This is a genomic window from Ferribacterium limneticum (assembly GCF_020510625.1).
Taxonomy (GTDB): domain Bacteria; phylum Pseudomonadota; class Gammaproteobacteria; order Burkholderiales; family Rhodocyclaceae; genus Azonexus; species Azonexus limneticus_A.
On the sequence record NZ_CP075191.1, the window covers coordinates 2,678,851 to 2,699,830 of the forward strand.

General features: G+C 59.0%; 16 protein-coding genes, 7 tRNA genes and 1 pseudogene. 12 read left to right on the top strand and 12 right to left on the bottom strand.

The annotated features are described in order from the left end of the window. Positions 1 to 15: 15 nt before the first annotated feature. From KI617_RS12735 to KI617_RS12785, 11 genes are all read right to left on the bottom strand, one after another. Complete coding sequence (locus KI617_RS12735) at positions 16 to 1,932, bottom strand: 3-hydroxyacyl-CoA dehydrogenase NAD-binding domain-containing protein (protein WP_226446823.1); 1,917 nt, start codon at positions 1,930 to 1,932, stop codon at positions 16 to 18. Between the two features lie 10 nt (positions 1,933 to 1,942). Further along, a complete protein-coding gene (locus KI617_RS12740; protein WP_226446825.1) occupies positions 1,943 to 2,890 on the bottom strand; it encodes a DegV family protein in 948 nt (315 codons plus the stop codon). A 1-nt stretch (position 2,891) separates the two neighbouring features. Continuing rightward, positions 2,892 to 4,175 carry an acetyl-CoA C-acetyltransferase gene (locus tag KI617_RS12745; protein ID WP_264180013.1) on the bottom strand — a complete coding sequence of 428 codons (1,284 nt, stop codon included), beginning with the start codon at positions 4,173 to 4,175 and terminating at the stop codon, positions 2,892 to 2,894. Positions 4,176 to 4,299: 124 nt separating this feature from the next. Further along, entirely contained in the window at positions 4,300 to 6,654 is a 2,355-nt protein-coding gene (locus tag KI617_RS12750) for an acyl-CoA dehydrogenase (RefSeq protein ID WP_226446829.1), read from the bottom strand. Positions 6,655 to 6,693: 39 nt separating this feature from the next. After that, positions 6,694 to 7,383: a TetR/AcrR family transcriptional regulator gene (locus tag KI617_RS12755; protein WP_226446831.1), complete on the bottom strand. Its 690-nt coding sequence runs from the start codon at positions 7,381 to 7,383 to the stop codon at positions 6,694 to 6,696. 73 nt (positions 7,384 to 7,456) lie between these two features. Further along, positions 7,457 to 10,486 (bottom strand): EAL domain-containing protein, encoded by a 3,030-nt coding sequence (locus KI617_RS12760; RefSeq protein ID WP_226446833.1) that lies wholly within the window; start codon positions 10,484 to 10,486, stop codon positions 7,457 to 7,459. Positions 10,487 to 10,528: 42 nt separating this feature from the next. Further along, entirely contained in the window at positions 10,529 to 11,086 is a 558-nt protein-coding gene (locus KI617_RS12765) for a dihydrofolate reductase (RefSeq protein ID WP_226446835.1), read from the bottom strand. Further along, positions 11,065 to 11,448 (bottom strand): dihydroneopterin aldolase, encoded by a 384-nt coding sequence (locus KI617_RS12770; RefSeq protein ID WP_226446837.1) that lies wholly within the window; start codon positions 11,446 to 11,448, stop codon positions 11,065 to 11,067. The genes KI617_RS12765 and KI617_RS12770 overlap by 22 nt, the downstream gene beginning before the upstream one ends. Positions 11,449 to 11,567: 119 nt before the next feature. Further along, entirely contained in the window at positions 11,568 to 11,969 is a 402-nt protein-coding gene (locus tag KI617_RS12775) for a hypothetical protein (RefSeq protein ID WP_226446839.1), read from the bottom strand. A 39-nt stretch (positions 11,970 to 12,008) separates the two neighbouring features. Next, complete coding sequence (locus KI617_RS12780) at positions 12,009 to 12,227, bottom strand: hypothetical protein (protein ID WP_226446841.1); 219 nt, start codon at positions 12,225 to 12,227, stop codon at positions 12,009 to 12,011. A 143-nt stretch (positions 12,228 to 12,370) separates the two neighbouring features. Beyond that, positions 12,371 to 13,294, bottom strand: coding sequence for a LysR family transcriptional regulator (locus tag KI617_RS12785; RefSeq protein ID WP_226446843.1), 924 nt, complete (start codon positions 13,292 to 13,294; stop codon positions 12,371 to 12,373). Between the two features lie 96 nt (positions 13,295 to 13,390). Between KI617_RS12785 and KI617_RS12790 the strand changes: the two genes are divergently transcribed. The 4 genes and pseudogenes from KI617_RS12790 (at position 13,391) to KI617_RS12805 (ending at position 16,891) form a co-directional block, all read left to right on the top strand. Further along, entirely contained in the window at positions 13,391 to 14,167 is a 777-nt protein-coding gene (locus tag KI617_RS12790; RefSeq protein WP_226446844.1) for a ferredoxin--NADP reductase, read from the top strand. 460 nt (positions 14,168 to 14,627) lie between these two features. Further along, positions 14,628 to 15,367: pseudogene (locus KI617_RS12795) on the top strand (IS5 family transposase). Positions 15,368 to 15,431: 64 nt separating this feature from the next. Beyond that, positions 15,432 to 15,785 carry a hypothetical protein gene (locus KI617_RS12800; RefSeq protein ID WP_226446845.1) on the top strand — a complete coding sequence of 118 codons (354 nt, stop codon included), beginning with the start codon at positions 15,432 to 15,434 and terminating at the stop codon, positions 15,783 to 15,785. Positions 15,786 to 15,853: 68 nt separating this feature from the next. Then, positions 15,854 to 16,891, top strand: coding sequence for a methyltransferase (locus tag KI617_RS12805; protein ID WP_226446848.1), 1,038 nt, complete (start codon positions 15,854 to 15,856; stop codon positions 16,889 to 16,891). 138 nt (positions 16,892 to 17,029) lie between these two features. Here KI617_RS12805 and KI617_RS12810 read toward each other — a convergent pair. Further along, positions 17,030 to 17,104 (bottom strand) — tRNA-Val (locus tag KI617_RS12810). A 96-nt stretch (positions 17,105 to 17,200) separates the two neighbouring features. On the opposite strand from KI617_RS12810, the gene gltX reads away from it, so the two are divergent. From gltX to KI617_RS12850, 8 genes are all read left to right on the top strand, one after another. Further along, positions 17,201 to 18,595 (top strand): glutamate--tRNA ligase, encoded by a 1,395-nt coding sequence (gene gltX, locus KI617_RS12815; protein WP_226446850.1) that lies wholly within the window; start codon positions 17,201 to 17,203, stop codon positions 18,593 to 18,595. 64 nt (positions 18,596 to 18,659) lie between these two features. After that, positions 18,660 to 18,735: transfer RNA gene (locus KI617_RS12820), tRNA-Ala, on the top strand. 25 nt (positions 18,736 to 18,760) lie between these two features. Further along, positions 18,761 to 18,836 (top strand) — tRNA-Glu (locus KI617_RS12825). Between the two features lie 26 nt (positions 18,837 to 18,862). Next, positions 18,863 to 18,939 (top strand) — tRNA-Asp (locus KI617_RS12830). An 87-nt stretch (positions 18,940 to 19,026) separates the two neighbouring features. Further along, positions 19,027 to 19,102 (top strand) — tRNA-Ala (locus tag KI617_RS12835). 37 nt (positions 19,103 to 19,139) lie between these two features. After that, positions 19,140 to 19,215 (top strand) — tRNA-Glu (locus KI617_RS12840). A 27-nt stretch (positions 19,216 to 19,242) separates the two neighbouring features. After that, positions 19,243 to 19,319: transfer RNA gene (locus KI617_RS12845), tRNA-Asp, on the top strand. Between the two features lie 116 nt (positions 19,320 to 19,435). Beyond that, complete coding sequence (locus KI617_RS12850; protein WP_226446851.1) at positions 19,436 to 20,980, top strand: transglycosylase SLT domain-containing protein; 1,545 nt, start codon at positions 19,436 to 19,438, stop codon at positions 20,978 to 20,980.

Here is a 20,980-nt window from a genome sequence, read left to right on the forward strand (position 1 = left end):
TGGAAATAAACAACACTATTTTTTTGTATTCCTCGAATAGTTCAGCGGGCCACCGGTAAAAGGGGCAAAACCGGTGCCGAATATCACCCCGGCATCAGCCAGTTCCGTATCGGCAACAATCTTGTCGGCAACGAGGCGCTCAGTACGTTCGATCAGCGGCTTGACCAGACGCTCGGCCAGACCAGCCGGAACCGTCCCGGCAGAAGCTTTCGCCGCCTTGCCGGAAGACCAGTCGTAAAAGCCTCGGCCGCTCTTTTTGCCGAGTTGATTCTGTTCGACGCGGCGGAGCAGGCAATGCGGTGGTTCGGCGCCGTCAGCCAGTTGTTTGCCCGCTGCCATCGCGATATCAAGACCCACGGTATCGATCAGTTCAATCGGCCCCATCGGCATCCCGAAAGCAAGCATGGCTTCGTCGACAGTTTCCGGGGAGATTCCCGAATCGACCGCCCGCATCGCTTCCAGCATGTAGGGCGCCAGCACCGCATTGACCAGGAAGCCCGGCGCGCTCTTGACCGGCAACGGCAACTTGTCGATCTGCCGGACAAAGGCGCAGGCGGCCTGAACGGCAGCCGGGTCGGCCCCCTCGGCCTCAACCACCTCGACCAGCGGCATCATCGCCACCGGGTTGAAGTAATGAATGCCGACCAGTCGCTCCGGATGCTGCAAAACGGTACGCAAATCTTCCAGGCGCAGGCTGGAGGTATTGGTTGCCAGCACAGCTCCCGCCTTCAGCCTGGGTTCCAGCGACTTGAACAGGGCGTGCTTGGCTTCGACATTCTCGAAAATGGCTTCGATGACCACATCGGCGTGCGCCACGCCATCACCGTTGGGATCGGGAATCAGCCGGTCGAAGGCATCGCGGATTTTCAGCGGCTCACGCAGGCGTTTGGTGAACAAGGCATGCGCCCGCTTCAGCGCAGGTGAAATACGCTCCAGCGTTTGATCCTGCAGGGTCACGGTCATGCCGCGCAAGGCACACCAAGCAGCGATGTCCCCCCCCATCACACCGGCACCGATGACATGAACGCGTTTGGCCTTGAAATCTGACGCCTTGCCGAAACTTTTCAGGCATTCCTGCAAATGAAACACCCGCAGCAGGTTGCGCGCCGTCGGCGAGGAAATGATGCGATCAACCACCTCCGGCGCCGCCAGGGCATTCCCATCGTGCTTGGCCCACAGGTCGATGATCGCGTAGGGGGCCGGGTAATGTTCCCGGCGCGCCTTCTTCGCCACCTGCTTGCGGGCCCCGTTGGCGACCACAGATTTCAGAGGTCCATTCAACAGGCGCTGCATGAAAGGCAGCTGGCGGCGCGGCTGACCGGAAACCACCAACTGGCGGGCAGCCATTTCCATGACGCGCGGCGGCACACAATCGTCGGCCAGGCCCATTCTTTTGGCTCGCTTGGCATCCAGCGTCTTGCCGGTCAGCATCAGATCCAGTGCGGCAGCCGGGCCAACCCGCTGCGGCAGGCGCAACATGCCGCCCCAGCCGGGAAAGATGCCGAGCATGACTTCCGGCAGCCCCATTTTGGTACCCGATTCATCGACCGCCAGCAGGTAACGACAGGCCAGCACCAGTTCCAGTCCTCCGCCCAGGCAATGCCCACGGACCAAGGCCAGCGTCGGGTATTTGACCGCTGCCAGCCGGTTGAACAGATTCCAGCCGCGCTCGACCAGCGCCCTGCCCTTTTCCGGGGTATCGAGCTGGGAAAACTCCTCGATATCCGCCCCGGCGATGAAGCCGGCATCCTTGCCGGAACGGATGATCAGGCCTTTTGGCGGATGGGCGTCCAGTTGGTCGAGGATCGCCGAAAACTCGCGGAGCACGTCGCCAGAGAGGGAATTGGCCGATTCGCCGGCCTTGTCGAGCGTGGCGGTGGCGATGCCTGCCGTATCGGTAACCAGCTTCCAGTGTTGCAGATTCATGTTCATTATCTTGTTCCTAGTGAGCCCGATGGCCCTTCGCGGCAAACGCGAGCGACAGGGCGCCCGGCCCGACATTGACGGCCGCCGTCTTGCTCATCGGCGAGACGAGAATTTCCACGCCATTGTCCTCGGCTGCCTTGGCCAGCCTGGCGTACCCCGGCAGCTTGACGACGGCCGATGGCTCGCCGCCATAGCTGATGCAGATGCTCGGTGAATCGAGACCATCCGCGATGCGCCTGACCGCCTTGTCGAACAACTGCTCGACCCCGGCCTCGAAGCCGCGCACCTTGTCGACCGTGGTCGTTACATCGCGATGGCAATGCAGGATCGGCTTGACGTTCAGCCAGGAACCCAGCGTGTAGGAACCCCAACTCAGGCTGGTATCGCCCTTTTTCGACGCCCGCTTGTAGATATGAAACAGGTCGGCCGGCACCAGGTAGGTATGGGTTTCGTCGATCAGGTGCTTCAGGCGCAAGCCGATTTCGCTGGGCAGCCCGCCCAGACGAATCAGGCGCACCGCCTCGGCAACCGGCACGGCCTGCCCGGTAAACAGGTTGCGCGTCGACAGCACGGCCAGCCCGAAACGCTCTTCCATGCCGGCTTCCCGGCGGATCGCCTTATATTTTGTCAGGATGCCCCGCGATGCCTGCATCGCATGGTCGAAGATCGGGCTGCGGGTACTGGTGATGGTCAGGCAGAACACGTAGTCGTAATCCAGCACCAGGCGCTCGAGAAAAAGACTTTCAATCTGCGATGCCGAATACGGGATCGACTCGGCAAAATCATCATCGCCTTTCCGGTCGAGATGACGGGTGTAGAAGGCTTGTGTCTCCTCCGGATGGCGCCGGTCTTCGATCAGGGCATCACCAATACGCAGGGTGATCGGCATGATCAAGACGCCGTGCTTGTCCAGAAACTCGCGCGGCAGATCGCACGCCGAGTCCACAACGAGTCCGATGCGCATGTCAGTTCAGGCTCTCGACCAGCATCGCACCACCGAGACCGCCGCCGATGCAGATCGTCGCGATACCGCGCTTGGCCTGGTTCCGGCGCAGCACATGCAGCAAGTGCAGCACGATGCGCGCCCCGGAAGCGCCGACCGGATGACCGATAGAGACAGCACCGCCATCAACGTTCAGGCGATCCTCGGCAATGCTGCCGAAGGCGCCGCGCAGACCGAGTTGTTCGCGGCAATAGGCATCATCCTTCCAGGCGGCCTGACAGCCGAGCACTTGTGCAGCAAACGCTTCGTTCAACTCCCAGTAATCGACATCGGCCAGCGCCATGCCGTGGCGCTGCAGAATGGGCGTCGCGGCATGGACCGGACCGAGGCCCATTTGCTCGGGCTCAAGGCCTGACCACTGGCTATCGACAATCTTGCCCAGCGGCTTCAATCCCCATTTCTGCACAGCCTCTTCCGAAGCGAGAATCACCCAGGCGGCACCATCGGTGATCTGAGAGCTGTTGGCGGCGGTGATGTTGCCGTACTTCTTGTCGAAGAACGGCTTCAGCTTGGCCATGCCGGTCATGCTGGCATCGGCGCGCACACCGTCGTCCTCGGCATAGACATTGCCCTGGCCATCGACCACCGGCACGATCTCGCCGAGATGTCCGGCCTGACGTGCAGCCAGGGAACGCTGGTGACTGCGCACGGCAAATTCGTCCATCTGCTGGCGGTCGATGCCGAAGCGCCAGGCGAGATTCTCAGCCGTCTGGCCCATCAGCATACCGACCACCGGATCGGTCAGGCCCTTCATCAGGCCGATGACCGGTGTCAGCAGGGCCGCCGGACGCAGCTTCATAAAATGTTGAATCTTCTGACCCGCCGTGCGCAGGCTCATCATCCCGGCGAACCAACGAACCATCGCATCGGAATAGAGCAGCGGCGCCCGTGACAACGCATCGACACCACCGGCCAGCACCAGTTCTGAACGGCCGCCCTGGATATTGGCGATGGCCGAATCGATGGCCTGCATACCGGAGGCGCAATTGCGCATCACCGTCCAGCCCGGCACTTTCTTGCCGCAACCGAGACGCAGGGCAACCATGCGACCGATATTGGTTTCATCCGGTGACGGCGCAGCGCAACCGAGGATGACTTCATCGAGATCGCTCGGCTCGAACGGCTGACGCAGCAGCAACGCCCGGCCAGCCTGGGTGGCCAGGTCGGACGCAGCGAAGACGCCCGGCCCTTTCTGGGCTTTCAGGAACGGCGAACGGGCGCCGTCGACCACGTAGATGGTTTTCACTTTCCCCACCTCCGCAACTGCACCGTCATTCCCGCGCAGGCGGGAATCCATGAGCGCAGTTCGAGTATTTCTGGATTCCCGCTTTCGCGGGAATGACCGGTCGCTAGCTGGGCCTGTTCCATGATCACGCCGCCATCCTCGATTCAGCCGGCTTGTTAGCCGTTGCCACCCCGTAATCGAAAGGGAAGTCATCGACATGGACCACGATGTCACGCAGGTGGTTACGCTGCTTCATGATTTCGTAATCGGCCGCCGAGATCACCCCGGCCTCGAACGCAACGATGGCGATGTCGCGGACGTTGGCCAGCGGGTTATTGTCGAAACGCCCTTCTTTTTCGGCAGCACGGATCTTTGCTTCGATCGGCTCAGCCAGCAGCGTCGCCTTCAGCGCCAGTTCGATGGCACCGACCGGCTCGGTTTCGACCAGCGGCAGGAAGCATTCGGCAGTCAGACGATCACGGGAAGCCGATGGCGAGATCAACAGCTTGGCGACTTGATGACCGACATCATCCGATGGCACGACATACGGATGGCCCCACGGGAAGATCGAGCGATGCAGGAAGGCGGCGATGAAGCGGATCGGGAAATTGGCAATCACGCCGTCGAACGCTTCCTGCGCCTTGTACATGGCATCCCAGATCGCCCAGTGAGCCAGCGCAGCATCTTCCTTCTTGCGCCCCTCTTCCTCGTAACGTTTGAGGGTGCAGGAAATCAGATACATCTGGGCCAGGATGTCGCCGAGGCGGGCCGACAGCTTTTCGCGACGCTTGACGCTGCCGCCGAGGACCAAGAGCGAGATATCGGACATGAAAGCAAAGGCTGCCGAGAAGCGCGTCAGTTGCTGGTAGTAGCGGCGCATTTCCGGGGCGGCATCGACATTGACCGAGGCGAAGTGCGAGCCGGTCATGCCCAGCCACAGGGCGCGGAGTCCGTTCTTGATGGTGAAACCGATATGGCCGAACAACGCCTTGTCGAAATCGACCAGGCCCCGCTTCTGATCCGGGTTCTGCGCCGCCTGCATTTCCGGCAGCAGATACGGATGGCAGCGGATAGCGCCCTGGCCGAAGATGATCAGCGAGCGGGTCAGGATGTTGGCGCCTTCGACCGTGATACCGATCGGCACCTGCTGGTAGGCGCGGCCCATGAAATTCGACGGGCCAAGACAGATGCCCTTGCCACCGATCACATCCATGCCGTCATTGACCACCTGACGGGCGCGCTCGGTGACGTGGTACTTTGCAATGGCCGAAACGACCGATGGCTTCTCGCCGAGATCGACGGCGCCGGCTGTCATCTTGCGCACGGCATCCATCATGTAGGTGTAGGCGCCGATGCGGGTCAGCGCCTCCTCGACGCCCTCGAACTTGCCGACCGCCATCTTGAACTGCGAGCGCACGCGGGCATAACCGCCGACAGCGCGCGCCGTCATCTGGGCCATGCCGGTATTCGACGACGGCAGGGAAATCGAGCGACCGGCCGCTAGACACTCCATCAGCATCCGCCAGCCATGACCGGCCTTTTCAGGGCCGCCGATGATGAAGTCGAGCGGCATGAAGACGTCCTTGCCACGCGTCGGGCCGTTCATGAACATGGCGTTGAGCGGGAAGTGGCGACGGCCGGTATCGACGCCCGGATGGTCGTAGGGGACAAGCGCGCAGGTGATGCCGATGTGCTTCTTGTCGCCGAGCAGGCCATCCGGGTCGTAGAGATGGAAGGCCAGGCCGAACACGGTACACACTGGAGCCAGTGTGATGTAGCGCTTGTCCCAGCTCACCCGCATGCCAAGGACTTCCTTGCCCTGGTACATGCCCTTGCAAACCACACCAGCATCGGGAATGGAAGCGGCATCGGAACCGGCCCACGGGCTGGTCAGCGCAAAAGCCGGCACCTCGATGCCCTTGGCCAGACGCGGCAGGTAGTGGTTCTTCTGCGCGTCGGTGCCGTAGTGCAGCAGCAGTTCAGCCGGGCCGAGCGAGTTCGGCACCATGACCGAAACCGACAGTGCGCTGGAGCGGGTCGACAGCTTGGTCACCACCTGTGAATGGGCGTAGGCCGAGAATTCCAAGCCACCGTACTTCTTCGGGATGATCATGCCGAGGAAGCCCTTGTCCTTGATGTAGCGCCAGGCTTCGTTGGGCAGGTCGTACAGTTCGTGCGTCACTTTCCAGTCATCGACCAGGCGGCAGGCCTCTTCGCATTCATTGTCGAGGAAAGACTGCTCTGCCGGCGTCAGCTTCGGCTGCGGGTAGGCATGCAGCTTCTGCCAGTCCGGCTTGCCGCGGAACAGTTCGCCCTCCCACCAGACGGTGCCGGCTTCCAGCGCGTCGCGCTCGGTATCGGACATCTGGGGCAGCACCTTGCGGTAGGTGGAAAAAATGGGGCGGGTGATGATCGCCCGGCGAACTGGCCGAACGATGACCAGCCCGACCAAAGCCACCAGGGTGACTAACCCGAGCAGAGGGATGATGCTGTTGAACATTGCTGTATCTCCTTTTATGTCTTTTTTGGTCTTGGTCGATTATTTGCTGTCGACGGCAGCGCTATCCGAAAACTGCGGCAACTGGGCACGCAGGCCGCCGAGCAGGAAGGACATCAGGCGTGGCACAAGGCGATCCAGGCGATCCACCGAGTCCTCATCCTCGATCTGCCAATCTGTCACCAGACGTAGCGCATCGGTACCGGCAATGGCGTAGGACGTCGCCCCAAGCATGAAGTGGAAGCGCCAGACGATCTCGGCCTTCGGCACTTCGGGCAACGAACGGAACAGGGCTTCCTTGTAGCGATCCATGACTTCCTTGTATTCGTGAGCCAGAAAAGCACGGATGAACTCGGACGGTTCGGTCAGCGTCCGTCCCAGCAGGCGCAGAAAGGTCATGCCGCCTCGCCGCTCATCGCCGGCCATGCGCAGCAAGGTGCCAAAGAAACCGTCAACGATCTGCGAAGGCTTCAAGGCTTTGCCGGCAGCCTCGACCTCCATCGCGTTAAGCACCCGCATCCGCTCTTCGTTCAGCCAATCCAGGCGGCGGCGAAACACCTCCTGCATCAACGACTCCTTGGAGCCGAAGTGGTAATTCACTGCCGCCAGGTTGACCCCGGCCTCACCGGTGATCTGGCGCATCGAGGTTCCTTCATAGCCATGGGCCATGAACAGCCGTTCTGCCGCATCGAGAATGCGTTCGCGGGTATCGACCGAGCGGACTTCAACCATGGCTTGCTCCTATGATTCATACGTTCGTTTGAATCATAGGAAAAACAATTAAGCAATGCAAGCGTTTTTTGGTTCAGGGGTTGTAGCGGCGAATGAAAGCCAGAATTTCGTCGGCCGGCACCGGACGACTGAAAAGGTAGCCTTGCACCATGTCGCAGCCACGACTGCGCAAGTAATCAAGCTGCGCCTGGGTTTCCACCCCCTCCGCTACCACCTTCAACTTAAGGCTATGAGCCAGGCCGATCGTCGCATCGGAGATGACGCAACCATCGACCTCATCGCCAATCTGTTCGACAAACGAACGATCCAGCTTGAGATGGTTGATCGGGAACATGCGCAAGTAGCTCAAAGACGAATAGCCGGTGCCGAAATCGTCGATCGCCACGCTAATCCCCATGGCGTGCAGGAGATCGAGAATCCGCACCGTCTCGGTTGGCTGCTCCATGGCCACCGATTCGGTGATCTCGAAGATGAGATCATGCGCATCAAGATCGTATGCTTCGATGACGCCACGGGCCAGCAAGGGCAAGTTGCCGTTGCGCATCTGAATGGCTGAAATGTTGACGCCCATCTTGATGCCGGAAACGCCCGCCGCTGAAAAATCAGCCAGTTGCCGGCATGCCGCCCACAACACCCATTCACCCAATGGCTGGATCAGGCCGGTCTCTTCGGCAATCCCGATAAACTTGCCGGGCAGCAACAGCCCTTTTTCTGGATGATTCCAGCGGATCAGCGCTTCCAGGCTGGCGACCCGATTACTGGCCAGATCAATAATGGGCTGGAAATACAGGCAAAACTCATCGTTAGCCAATGCCCGGCGCAGGCTGTGCTCGGTATTGAGCCGCTCCAGCGCCGCATCATTCATCTTGGCGTCAAAGAACTGGAAGTTGTTCCGGCCAGCCATCTTGGCGTGATACATCGCGGCATCGGCATTCTTCATCAGTACGTCGCCATCCTCACCATCGGTCGGGTAAATGGCGATGCCGATACTGGGGGTCGAATAAAGATCGTAGCCCTCAATCTGATAGGACTGGCCAACACTGAAGACCAATTTCTCGGCCACCACGGCCACTGCACTGGTGTGTTCGACGCCGGACAGCATGATGACAAACTCGTCGCCCCCGACGCGAGCGACAACGTCACTGTCGCGCACGCCTTCCCGCAGGCGATTCGCCACTTCGATCAGCAACTCGTCGCCGACGTGATGCCCCAGGGTGTCGTTGATTACCTTGAAACGATCCAGGTCAACGAACAGAACCGCAACCCGAGAGCCATCCCGGCGTGCCGCGGCCAATGCCTGATCGAGGCGCCCCTTCAGGCTCAGGCGATTCAGCAAGCCAGTCAGCACATCATGATGGGCCAAATGCTCCAGGCGCTCTTCGGCGGCACGTTCCGATGACACATCGGTAAAGTGCGCGACATGGTACCGAATCGCGCCATCCTCGCTACGGATCACCGAGATCGACATCCACTTCGGATAAATACCGCCATCCTTGCGCCTGTCCCAGATCTCCCCCTGCCAGAAACCTCGTTCGGCAATGCTGCGCCACATCCGCTCATACTCTTCAGGCGTCGTACGGCCCGCTGACAGGAAGCGGGGATTGCGCCCGACAGCCTCTTCCGAGGTGTAGCCGGTGAGGCGGGTAAATGCCGGATTGATGGTGACAATCTTGTTGTCGACGTCGGTAATCAGGATCGCTTCGCCACTGTATTGAACCGCACTGGCCAGGAGCTGCATTTGCGCCAGCATCTCCTGTTGCGCGGTCACATCCTGCGAGGTGCCGATCACCCGCAGGGGCGTTCCATCCTTGCCATATTCGGTCTCGCAGGACTCCAGCACATACTTGATCCGGCCATCCGGCATCAGCAGCCGATGTTTCAATGACACAGGCTGATGCGATGCGATCGAGTCGTTCAGTGCCTTGTCCACAATCGAACGATCCTCAGGATGAATCTGGGCAAAGAATTCCTCGTATCGGGAGCCACTTTCGCGACTGGGGATTTCGAAAATCCGGTACAACTCCTCCGAACACATCACGTGCATCGAAGGCAGCTGGATTTCCCAGCTACCCAATTGGGCAATTCGCTGGGCGGCATTCAGCCGCTCGCCGTTGCGACGCAACTGCCTGGCCACCATCTGCTCCCGCCGCTGGGCGCGGAACAAGCCGAACATCACCACCAGCAGGCAAGCCAGCAAAGTGGCCCCCAGGATGCCGATCATCAAGGCCCGCTGCCGCCAGAAGGACATCACATCTTCTTCGGACAAACCAGCCACGACGTAAAACGGGTAGTGCTCCAGAACACGGTAGCCATAAACTCTCGGCTTGCCATCCGCCTGGGCAACAAACTCAAGAACCCCGTGGCGCTCCCCGGCCGTGATTCGCTGATAAATGGGATGCGATGGCTCAAGCCTGCGATTGATCTCGCTCACGACCGGTGGTTGCCGAACCACCAAGGCATGCGTATCGCTGCGCCGAATCGCCAGCGCACCGGAAGCGCCCAGGCGGACGGACTTGAACAAGGCCTCGAAATATTCCAGTTCGATCGCTGCGCTGACAACGCCCAGAAATACGCCATCCGGCGAGCGCACGCCTCGCGCCGCAACGATAGTTGCCCTTCCGGTAATGCGCGAAGTAATAACTTCGGAAAAAACAATCCCGGCGCCCCGCTCTGCCTTGGGCAACTTGAAATAGGATCGGTCAGCCAGGTTGGCATAGTCGCCACCCCCCGAGCGGTAAAGCACATTGCCATCGGCCGCGATGATCCGAAAACCGGCCACCTCGGGAAAGGCACGCTGCGAGCGCTGGAGGTCCTTTTCGATCGCCACCCGAAAACGTGGCATTGCTTCAACGACCAGCGCCTCTTTGGGAACGCGTTCGGCCATGTCCTCGAGGGTCGCATCAACACGTCGCAGGGTTGAATCAAAACGCGCTTCAAGCAGTTCCGACTGGCTATCGGCGACCGACCTGGCCTCGGCCCAGACGTCCTGATAGGCGGACCAAAGCACATAGGCGAGCAAAATGAAGCCACCCACAACCAAGGAGATCAGGGCAATCCACAGGTGATACCCATAACGAGAATTCTGTTCGGGTGAAGTTTCCATGCGTCGCGATCTGCGCTCAATACGGCCGAATGACCATTCTGATCATCCGGAAACAGAATTGCAATGAAGCATCGGGACAGGCCGCGGGTTCGGTTGCCGATATTCCAGGAAATGGCAAGCCACCTCCTGATTGCTCAGATTCTCGTGCAACAGCCTGACCGACTCCGCATGCAACGGCCATTCATCCAGCGGTATCGTTTCAGGAAACAAGGTATCGCCGGCATAAGCCTGCCCAATCCGGGTCAGGTAAAAACGGTGGCAATAAGGCCAGGCGGCGGCATAAACCGAAGCCCCACCGATGACGAATACCGGCTTGCCAGTCGTCAGCGCCCGACGCAACCCCTCCTCCACCGAAGCGACCCGGGTACATCCCGGACGCATGACAAGATCTATCTGGCGGCTGACAACAAACGAATCCTCCGGCACCACATCCATCGACTCATAGGTCAGACGGCCGATCACCAGCGCAGCTCCGGCCACGGTTTTTTCGAAATAAGCGAGCTCTTCCGGAATATCCCAAGGCAGCCAGCCGGCCAGCCCCAGCATGCCGTTGCTGGCCACGGCGCCGATGGCGGAAATCAGCGTTTCGTCTTTTGCCATTGCTCACGCGTCAGGGAAAGTGAAATGGCCGGCGTGCCCTGCCCGTTATACACATGTGGCTTGTGCATCGAGACAAAAGCCGAACTGACGACAGACATACCGAAAATGGCATCCATCACTTCCAGTATGCTCGACTCAAGGCACTCACAATGCGCATTGGCTTCCAGCTTGCGAATGGCCAGAAAAATCACCTCGTAATCGACTACCTGACGAATGTCGTGCGGGTCTGCCACCGCCTCCATAGGCGCCCAGGCATCGGCGTGGACGAGCACGGCCTGAGGTCCATGTTTCTCAAGAGGATTACACCCGGTACGCAATTGAATGGTGGCATCGACCGATGCGCACCAGTGGTTGGCTAGCAAGTACGAACTCCCTAATGGTTTTGTTTAAATAACGACCTGGCAACGATACCAAGACACTGATGACATAGGCAAAAAAAAGGACGCCTGTGCGCCCATCAACAATCCAGACCGGCAAAAACTCAGGCGGTCACATTCACCATTGTTCCAGTCTCCTGACCAAAAGAATTGACCACCGGCGCCAAGGTTGTTGCTGCAGGGGTTACGCTTTCCGACTTTAATACCGTGCTGATCTGCTCGCGCAAATCATTCAATTGCCCCTGTACCTCACCCAGAGAAGACAATCCGGCCAAACCCCGCTTCGCCTCGCTGGCTTCGCCCTGCGCCTGATTCGATTCGACTTTCAACGAACGGGCGTTTTCCTGCGCACGGTCTGCCACCGATTGGGCGTCACGCGCACTGGACGCCAACGCCCTGGCGCGTTGCTCAGCCTGGTCGGCATTACGCTGGGCTTGTTGCTGCTGAATCTGCCCCCACAGCGCACTACCGCCTGCCTGGCTGCTGGATAAGGACGCTACTGCCATTTTATGTCTGACCTATCGTGGAACCGAGGCCAACGAACTTCAGGCAATCACGTTGATCAGGGTACCTGTCGGCTGCCCTTGCGCGTTCACCACCGGGCGCGGCGGCTCTTCCTTCTTCTCGACACGTTCCTCGGGGCGAGATTCGCGTTTTTCGGCCTGCTGGGCCTGAAGCGCCTGCTGAGATTGTTGCGTCTGGCTGGCCTGAGTGCCCGTATTGGCATAGGCACTGATGCTGGAAGTCACTGATTGAATGGCCATATCATCACCTTCATTAACTGATAAACCTACTCAAACTCTACACCATTCCATGAAATATTCCAGAAGTATCTGGTGCTACTGAATCAACAAAAATAGCAAATACAAAAAGCCTAACATTCGTTTTGCCTGTGCATCGCATGACATCAGGGAATGAATGGTAATTGAAGACCGGCCGTGCTGCTTGCCCCGCCAGTCGCCGAAGCACAAAGCTCACGAAAACAGCGCGCCGCGGCACTTTCATAACGCTGCCGGTGTCGGGCGAAATAGAAGCGCCTGCCCAAAGAAAACTGGGGTGTCTTGATTTCAATCAGGCTGCCGCGACGAAAGGCCTCGCGCAATGCCAGCCGCGACAGGCAAGCAATCCCCAGCCCAGACTCGACAGCACGCTTGATCGCTTCGGTGTGCTCCAGTTCCAGACGCAGATTGAGATTCCCCAGATGGCGGCCAACTTCGCGATCGAAATGGCTTCGCGTCCCGGAACCACGCTCACGCAGAATCCACAGTTGCCGAGCCAGCGTTTCGTTATCAACCGGCCCATGACTGGACAGTTCGTGACCTGGCGCACAGAAAACGACCAGTTCATCATCCATCCATGGCTCGATCAACAGATCCGGATGACTGACCTCCCCTTCAATCAATCCCAGGTCACACTCGTAGCGCAACAAGCGCTCGACGATCGCGTCAGTATTGGCCACGTGCAAGGCGACGGGCGCCTCCGGGTGCTGGTGCATATAGTCAGCAATGATCAGCGTCGCCAGATAATTGCCTATGGTCATGGTGGCGCCGACGCTGACCGGCCCGAGCTTGCCACCCGACAGATAGGCTTCGACATCCCGCGCCTGAGCGAGAAGACTTTCGGCCAGCGGCAGCAAGCCCTGCCCAGTCGCATTGAGGCGCAAGGATTTGCCAATCCGGTCGAACAGCGGGCAATCGTAAGCCTTCTCGAGTTCAACCAGGGCATTGCTCGCCGCCGATTGTGACATTGCCAAGCGCTCGGCCGCACGCGATACGTTGTCCGTCTTGGCGATGGCCGCGAAGATTTCCAGTTGGCGCAGGGTAAGTTTCATATCTAAATTATAGCTAACCGATAGACAAATTACCCGATTTACCAAATTAATCGACAAGCCTAGCATGCAAACCTTACCAACCCGCACGCCATGATCATGAGCAACTTCGCCACCGAAACCGTTCTCTCAGTGCATCACTGGAACGACAACCTGTTCACCTTCCGGACGACGCGCGATCCCGGCTTGCGCTTCAATAACGGTCAGTTTGTGATGATCGGTCTCGAAGTGAATGGTCGGCCACTGATGCGCGCCTACAGCGTTGCCAGTGCCAATTACGAAGAACACCTGGAATTTTTCAGCATCAAGGTCCAGGACGGCCCGCTGACCTCCCGCCTGCAACACCTCAAGCCCGGAGACTCGCTGCTGGTCAGCAAGAAGCCGACGGGCACACTCGTTCTGCGCGACCTGAAGCCGGGCAAGCGACTGTTCCTGTTTGCCACCGGTACCGGACTGGCGCCATTCATGAGCCTGATCCACGACCCGGAAACCTATGAACGGTTCGAGAAAGTCATTCTGATTCACGGCGTGCGCTGGACCAACGAACTCGCCTACCACGACTACATCGAAGAAGACCTGAAGGAGCACGAGTATCTGGGCGAACTGCTCCGCGAAAAGCTGATCTACTACCCGACTGTGACGCGTGAACCTTTCCGCAACGAAGGCCGGCAAACCGACCTGATTCTCTCCGGCAAACTATTCGAGGACATCGGTGAAGCGCCGCTCGATCCGGCCACCGACCGCGGCATGATCTGCGGCAGCCCGGCCATGCTGAAGGAAATCTCGACCATGCTCGACGGTTTCGGCTTCGCAAGCTCGCCCCATATCGGCGTTGCCGGCGACTATGTCATCGAACGCGCCTTTGTCGAACAATAGTCGCCGACGGAGCAAGAAATTTGGCACAGGAATTGCGTTTCGCTGACTGTGTTCGTAAATAAGCATCGAGGTGATCAAAATGCTGGAACCTGAAATGCTTGTAATACTGAGCTGCGCCGCGGTTCTTCCCTATGTTGGAGAAGCGCTTTGGAACTGGATCGAACACAAGATCAGGCACCGCCAGCGTGCGTGACCAAGCGTGCGATGCACTCGTTTAAAGCACCGACTTGCTCCACAGATTCTGTGGATAAGTCTGTGGGCTGAGCGTTGGCAGTTTCACACAAGACCTGCGCAGCCAGTGACTTAGCTGCCGCGCCTAAAAATCAGGCAATTCATTAACTGCATTTGGCAGATGACCCGGCTATACAAGCTATGGCATCCTGTTGGCCTAGGGGCTGTTCACAAATGACGAAACTATGTACATTCTCGCTTTTTGGAGTCTGCGAGGATGGACCGGAAGATGTTGCGAGACGACCAATGGCGGCGAATCGAAGCCCTGTGCTCAGGCAGAGCCAACGAGCGCGGGGTAACTGGGCGCGACAACCGACTCTTTGTCGAAGCGGTGCTATGGATCGCCCGCACGGGCTCGCCGTGGCGCGACCTGCCCACGCACTTCGGAGCTTGGCACACGACGTACATGCGCTTTTCCCGCTGGAGCAAGAAAGGGGTTTGGGCGCGGATGGCCGAAGCACTCAAGAGCGACGCCGATCTGGAGCAGTTGTTTGTCGACGCGACCATCGTGCGAGCCCACCAACACGCGACTGGCGCCCAAAAAAAGCGGGCGATCAAGCCATCGGGCGTAGCCGGGGCGGACTGAGTACCAAAATTCATGCGGCGGTTGAGGCCCTGGGTAATCCCTTGCGTTTGCGCCTGACCGCTGGGCAAATCGCCGACATTACCGAAGCAGCCGCTCTCATCGAGGGGATTGAGGCGCAGAGCGTCATCGCCGACAAGGGCTACGATGCCAACGCATTCGTCGACACCATTGAAGCGCAGGGCGCACAGGCGGTGATTCCGCCACGCGGTAATCGCCTGACTCAGCGTGCCTATGATCGTCACCTTTACAAAGACCGCAACCTCGTCGAACGCTTTTTCTGCCGACTCAAGCAGTTCAGGCGCATCGCCACACGCTACGAGAAGCTAGCGCAGAACTTCATGTCCATGCTCAACCTCGCTTCCGCCTATATCTGGCTGGCATGATCGCCAAAAACCCAATTGTTAACAGCCCCTAGTAAGCCCCCTGCCAACAGAAAGAAAAACCATAATGCTACGCAGCCAGTTGCTCAAATGGACGCTTGGATTGCTGGCCACACTACTGGCCACCCACCTTCTTGCCGCGCCACCCAAACTTCTCGGCCTGGACGACATGTCCTGCCAGGCATGGAGCAATACGAAACCAGCACCAGAAGAACGGCTCATTTACCTTGCGTGGGCTCGCGGCTTTTTAAGTGGCCACAACTACGCCAACCAGCGCCAGCAGGTTACCGATGTGTCCAATGGGACAATCGCAGTCTTTGCCGACCGTTTCTGCCGGGAAAATTCGAAAGCCTCGTTTTCCGATGCTATTTATCGCATGAGCGACGAATTTTCCGGACGTGGCGCCCCATTGGCCAAATAAGCGCCAGACGAGCCGATATGGCTTGCCGCTTTTAACACCGTTCAAAACCAGTCTCGACCTTCTCAACAATGACCATCCTGCAAATGCCCCGCATCCCGAAACCCGATGTATGCCAACCGACAGGCTCGGCCGAACTGGCCATGCTGGATGTCTATATGCCGATGATGAAATCTTCGGCAATCATCTCGGCCGGCCGCCTGGGCCTGTTTGAAGCGCTGGCTGCCGGCCCGCTTTCGGTGCTGCAACTGGCCGAAAAAATTCAGTCCAGCCCGAAAGGCACGGCGGCATTGGCCGATTTCCTGATTGCGCTGGGCTACCTGGAAAAACAGGGTGGGTGTCTGGCAAATACGGCAAGCACCCAGCGTTGGTTCACCAGTGCCGGACAGGTCGACTACACCCCCGGCCTGCTATGGACGCACGAGGCCTGGCCGATGATGGGCGGGCTCGCCGAAGCCGTACGTAGCGGCCATCCGGAAAAAACCCTTTGGGATGCGATGGTCGAGCAATCCCATCTCGGAGAATTGTTCTCTTCCTACATGGCGGCCTTTGCCTCGGATCTTGGTCCCGACCTGCTAAAGCACGTTCCCGTTTCCTCTGAACATCACCGCCTGCTTGACCTTGGCGGCTCGCATGGCTTGCATGCCATCCGTTTTTGCCAGCGCTATCCGCAGCTCAGCGCGGTAATCGTCGATCTGCCCAGCGCCTTGACGGAAACCGGGACGACCATCGAAAAAGCACGGCTATCCGACCGCATCCGCCTGAGCCCCGGCGATCTGCAGGCCCAGGACTGGGGCAGCGGACATGATCTGGTGTTCTATCTCTCGGTCGCCCACAACCATACCGCGGAAGAAAACTGCCACATCATCGGGCGGATTGGCGAAACGCTAAGCCATGGAGGCTTGCTGGTCATCCATGAATACCTGGCTGAAACACCGCTTGACGCACTCGATGCGGCATTTCGCCTGACCCTGCTGGTAGAAACCGGCACCCAGACCTATCGCTACGAAGATTATTGCCAGTGGCTACACGCAGCCGGATTTGCATCCATCGTGCGCATCGACCTCGATCCACGCGAAAAAGGTTCATTGATATTGGTACAGCGCTAGCACCAATTTTCAACGCCCAACGAACCCAGGCTGGTCATCGCCGGCCATGAATACCACAAGCCGAGACACAAAAAACCCGCCGAGCTTTGCGCTGAGCGGGTTTTTGATTTCTCGTGAGGGCCACATCTGGAGGAGAGGTGGTGGGCGGTACTGGGATCGAACCAGTGACCCCTGCCGTGTGAAGGCAGTGCTCTACCGCTGAGCTAACCGCCCTTACAAGAGGCGCGCATTTAACCACAAGTCGGGCAGCGGGTCAAACTCGGGTCGGATAGAATACCCCCCTTTGCCAACGTATAGATTCCGCACTCCATGAAGCCTGTCCGCACCCGTTTCGCTCCCAGCCCCACCGGTTACCTGCACATCGGCGGCGCCCGTACCGCGCTGTTTTCTTGGGCATATGCCCGCCGGCATGGCGGTGATTTCATCCTTCGCATCGAGGATACCGACGTTGCCCGCTCGACGCCGGAAGCGGTGCAAGCCATTCTCGACGGCATGCAATGGCTGGGTCTGGAGCACGATGAAGGCCCGTTCTACCAGATGCAGCGCATGGATCGCTACAAGGAAGTGATCCAGCAGATGCTCGCCAGTGGCAGCGCTTATTACTGCTACACGACACGCGAGGAACTGGATGCGCTGCGTGCCGAGCAGGAAGCGAAAAAAGAAAAACCACGTTACGACGGTCGCTGGCGCCCGGAGGCCGGCAAGTCGCTGCCGATGCCGCCAGCCGAAGTGCCGCCGGTCATCCGCTTCAGGAATCCGCAGGGCGGCGTCGTTGCCTGGGACGACCAGGTCAAGGGCCGCATCGAATTCGCCAACACCGAGCTGGACGACCTGATCATTGCCCGTGCAGACGGCACGCCGACCTACAACTTCTGTGTTTGCGTCGACGACTGGGACATGGGCATCACCCATGTCATCCGTGGCGACGACCACGTCAACAACACACCACGCCAGATCAACATCCTCAAGGCGCTGGGTGCCGAAGTGCCGACCTATGCCCACCTGTCGATGATTCTCGGCGACGATGGCGCGAAACTGTCGAAGCGACACGGCGCGGTATCGGTCATGCAGTACGACGAAGAAGGTTTTCTGACCGAGGCCGTGATCAATTACCTAGCCCGCCTTGGCTGGTCGCATGGCGATGATGAAGTTTTTTCGCGCCAGCAATTCGTCGAATGGTTCGATCTCGACCACATCACCGCTTCCGCCGCGCAGTTCAATACCGAAAAACTGCTGTGGCTGAATCAGCATTACATGAAGCAATTGCCGCCAGCCGAACTGGCCGCCAAGGTCAAGGCACGGCTCAGTGCTCGCGGCGTCAATACGGACAACGGCCCGGATCTCGAAAAGGCAGCCACGTTGTACGTCGACCGTTGCAACACACTGAATGTCCTGGCCGACGCCGTCGAGGTGTTCTACGCTCACGTCACGCCCAACCCAGAACTGCTCGCCCAACACCTTGCTGATGATGCTCTCCCCGCTCTGGCCGAGTTCGCGGCCGGCATCGCCACGGTTGCTTGGGAAACACCGACAATCAATGCCCTGATCAAGGAAACCGTGACCAAACATGGCCTGAAGATGCCCAAGCTGGCGATGCCGCTGCGCGTGATTCTGACCGGCCAGGCACAGACGCCGGCTGTCGATGCGGTGATTACATTGATCGGGCGCGACAAGGTTGCAGCAGCACTCGCCCCGTATCTTTAAAAAATAGCGAAAGGCCCTTTACAAGGAGCACGACGGTCCCTATAATGCGGCCTTCTTTCGCGGCGGGGGTATAGCTCAGCTGGGAGAGCGCTTGCATGGCATGCAAGAGGTCCGCGGTTCGATCCCGCGTACCTCCACCAAAAGTGCGAAAGAAGTTAGTCCAGGGTCCCCATCGTCTAGAGGCCTAGGACACCGCCCTTTCACGGCGGTAACCGGGGTTCGAATCCCCGTGGGGACGCCAAGAATTAGGCAGTAAAGGTTTAGCGCGGAGTGGTAGTTCAGTTGGTTAGAATACCGGCCTGTCACGCCGGGGGTCGCGGGTTCGAGTCCCGTCCACTCCGCCAACAATAAGAGAACCGGACTGGTCCGGTTTTTTTACGGATTGAAGACGTCGTTCTTCATATCCAAATGCAGTTCGGCTGTCCTCAAATGGGGGTATAGCTCAGCTGGGAGAGCGCTTGCATGGCATGCAAGAGGTCCGCGGTTCGATCCCGCGTACCTCCACCAAGCGCCGAACTGGTAGTAGATGTGTTTGAAAGTCCGGGTCCCCATCGTCTAGAGGCCTAGGACACCGCCCTTTCACGGCGGTAACCGGGGTTCGAATCCCCGTGGGGACGCCAAGAATTAGGCAGCAAAAGTTTAAGCGCGGAGTGGTAGTTCAGTTGGTTAGAATACCGGCCTGTCACGCCGGGGGTCGCGGGTTCGAGTCCCGTCCACTCCGCCAACAATAAAAAAACCAGCTACGGCTGGTTTTTTTGTTCCTGCTCTGAAAATTGCCCCTTGCACAGCCGGGGTATAATCGCCTTTTTTGTCGACCGGTTCGTGCCAAAGCCCCAATTCATGCAGCATCGTAACCTTTCGTCGTTTCTTCGCAGCCTGTGCATTACCTGCCTGACCGTGGCAACCCTGGCTCCCGTTGCTCCCGCTTTAGCTGAGTCCGCAGACAACCCGTCTCTGTTTTCCCTGACGATGCCGTCGCTGAGCGACACCAGTTTCAGCGCGGCCGATGATGTGCTGACCGTTCAGGAAATCCGGGTTCCACCTCAGTTGCCAAACACGATCGATCTGACTACCAAGTCGACCAACCTTTGGGAGCGGATTCGCAATGGCTTTGCGATGACCAACCTGAATGATGATCTGGTCCTCTACTATCAGCAGTGGTATCAGAATCGTCCGGATGCCTTGCGGCGCATGGTCGAACGCAGCCGCCCCTATCTGCACTACATCGTCGACGAGCTTGAAGCGCGCGGCATGCCGACCGAACTGGCCTTGCTGCCGATGGTCGAGAGCTCCTTCAATCCGAATGCCTATTCGCCAGCCCATGCAGCCGGTTTGTGGCAGTTCATCCCTGCCACCGGCAAGCGTTTCAATCTGGAACAAAACTGGTGGCGTGACGAACGGCGCGACATCCTTGCCTCGACCGGTGCAGCCCTGGACTACCTGCAGACCATTTATGAGATGCACGGCGACTGGCACCTTGCTCTGGCGTCCTACAACTGGGGCGAAGGCGCCGTCAAGCGAGCCATCGTCAAGAATGAATCGCGCGGCCTGCCGACGGATTACCCCAATCTGACGATGCCGAACGAAACCCGGCATTACGTCCCCAAACTGCAGGCGCTGAAGAACATACTCGGCAACCCAGCCATGATCGCTCGCCTGGAACTGCCCTTCATTCCCAACGAACCTTACTTTGCAACACACGAAACCCGCCGGCCAATCGACGTCAAGACGGCAGCTCGCCTGGCCAACATGTCGCTGGAAGAGTTCCTGCGGCTGAACCCTTCGCATAATCGCCCCATCATCAAGGCAGATACCCCTGTCGTCATTCCGGCCGACAAGGTCGATACTTTCCGTGACAACCTGCAGAACAATCAGTCATCGCTGACGCAGTGGCAGGCCTACACGGTGACCTCGGCTGAACGTCTGGACAAGATTGCCGCCCGTTTCGACACCACAGCTAGCGAATTGGCGCGGGTCAACAGCCTCTCGGAGAAGGTTCGACTGGGGGCCGGATCGACTGTACTGGTACCAGGCGGCAGTAGCGGCGCAGGGCTGAGCAATCTGCTCAACGCCTCTGGCCCTCAACACTTTATCGAGCCGGAACGGGTAGCTCGCTGCGGCAAGGCTGGCAAGCACGCCAAGACTTCCGCCCGATCTTGCGACAAACCGGAACCCCGGATCACTGCCAAAAGCAGCCCCTCGGGCGGCCATGAAGCGACGAAGGCTTCCGGCAAGTCGGCAAAGTCCGGCGCTCTCTCAGGCAAGGCAAACAGCAAGACAGGCGCCAAAGCTGCCGATCACGGCAAATCGAAGCCCACCGGCCCCAAGCCGGCCAAGGAAGCAGCCTCCCCAAAGGCAAAAGCCAAGCCCGGCCGGCGCGGCTGA

What these genes read in the sequence shown, in the direction of transcription:
- KI617_RS12760 (WP_226446833.1), bottom strand. Translation starts at nt 10,486, where the DNA reads ATGGAAACTTCACCCGAACAGAATTCTCGTTATGGGTATCACCTGTGG.
- KI617_RS12805 (WP_226446848.1), top strand. Translation starts at nt 15,854, where the DNA reads ATGACCATCCTGCAAATGCCCCGCATCCCGAAACCCGATGTATGCCAA.
- KI617_RS12790 (WP_226446844.1), top strand. Translation starts at nt 13,391, where the DNA reads ATGAGCAACTTCGCCACCGAAACCGTTCTCTCAGTGCATCACTGGAAC.
- KI617_RS12785 (WP_226446843.1), bottom strand. Translation starts at nt 13,294, where the DNA reads ATGAAACTTACCCTGCGCCAACTGGAAATCTTCGCGGCCATCGCCAAG.
- KI617_RS12765 (WP_226446835.1), bottom strand. Translation starts at nt 11,086, where the DNA reads ATGGCAAAAGACGAAACGCTGATTTCCGCCATCGGCGCCGTGGCCAGC.
- gltX (WP_226446850.1), top strand. Translation starts at nt 17,201, where the DNA reads ATGAAGCCTGTCCGCACCCGTTTCGCTCCCAGCCCCACCGGTTACCTG.
- KI617_RS12740 (WP_226446825.1), bottom strand. Translation starts at nt 2,890, where the DNA reads ATGCGCATCGGACTCGTTGTGGACTCGGCGTGCGATCTGCCGCGCGAG.
- KI617_RS12755 (WP_226446831.1), bottom strand. Translation starts at nt 7,383, where the DNA reads ATGGTTGAAGTCCGCTCGGTCGATACCCGCGAACGCATTCTCGATGCG.
- KI617_RS12850 (WP_226446851.1), top strand. Translation starts at nt 19,436, where the DNA reads ATGCAGCATCGTAACCTTTCGTCGTTTCTTCGCAGCCTGTGCATTACC.
- KI617_RS12780 (WP_226446841.1), bottom strand. Translation starts at nt 12,227, where the DNA reads ATGGCCATTCAATCAGTGACTTCCAGCATCAGTGCCTATGCCAATACG.
- KI617_RS12735 (WP_226446823.1), bottom strand. Translation starts at nt 1,932, where the DNA reads ATGAACATGAATCTGCAACACTGGAAGCTGGTTACCGATACGGCAGGC.
- KI617_RS12750 (WP_226446829.1), bottom strand. Translation starts at nt 6,654, where the DNA reads ATGTTCAACAGCATCATCCCTCTGCTCGGGTTAGTCACCCTGGTGGCT.
- KI617_RS12775 (WP_226446839.1), bottom strand. Translation starts at nt 11,969, where the DNA reads ATGGCAGTAGCGTCCTTATCCAGCAGCCAGGCAGGCGGTAGTGCGCTG.
- KI617_RS12800 (WP_226446845.1), top strand. Translation starts at nt 15,432, where the DNA reads ATGCTACGCAGCCAGTTGCTCAAATGGACGCTTGGATTGCTGGCCACA.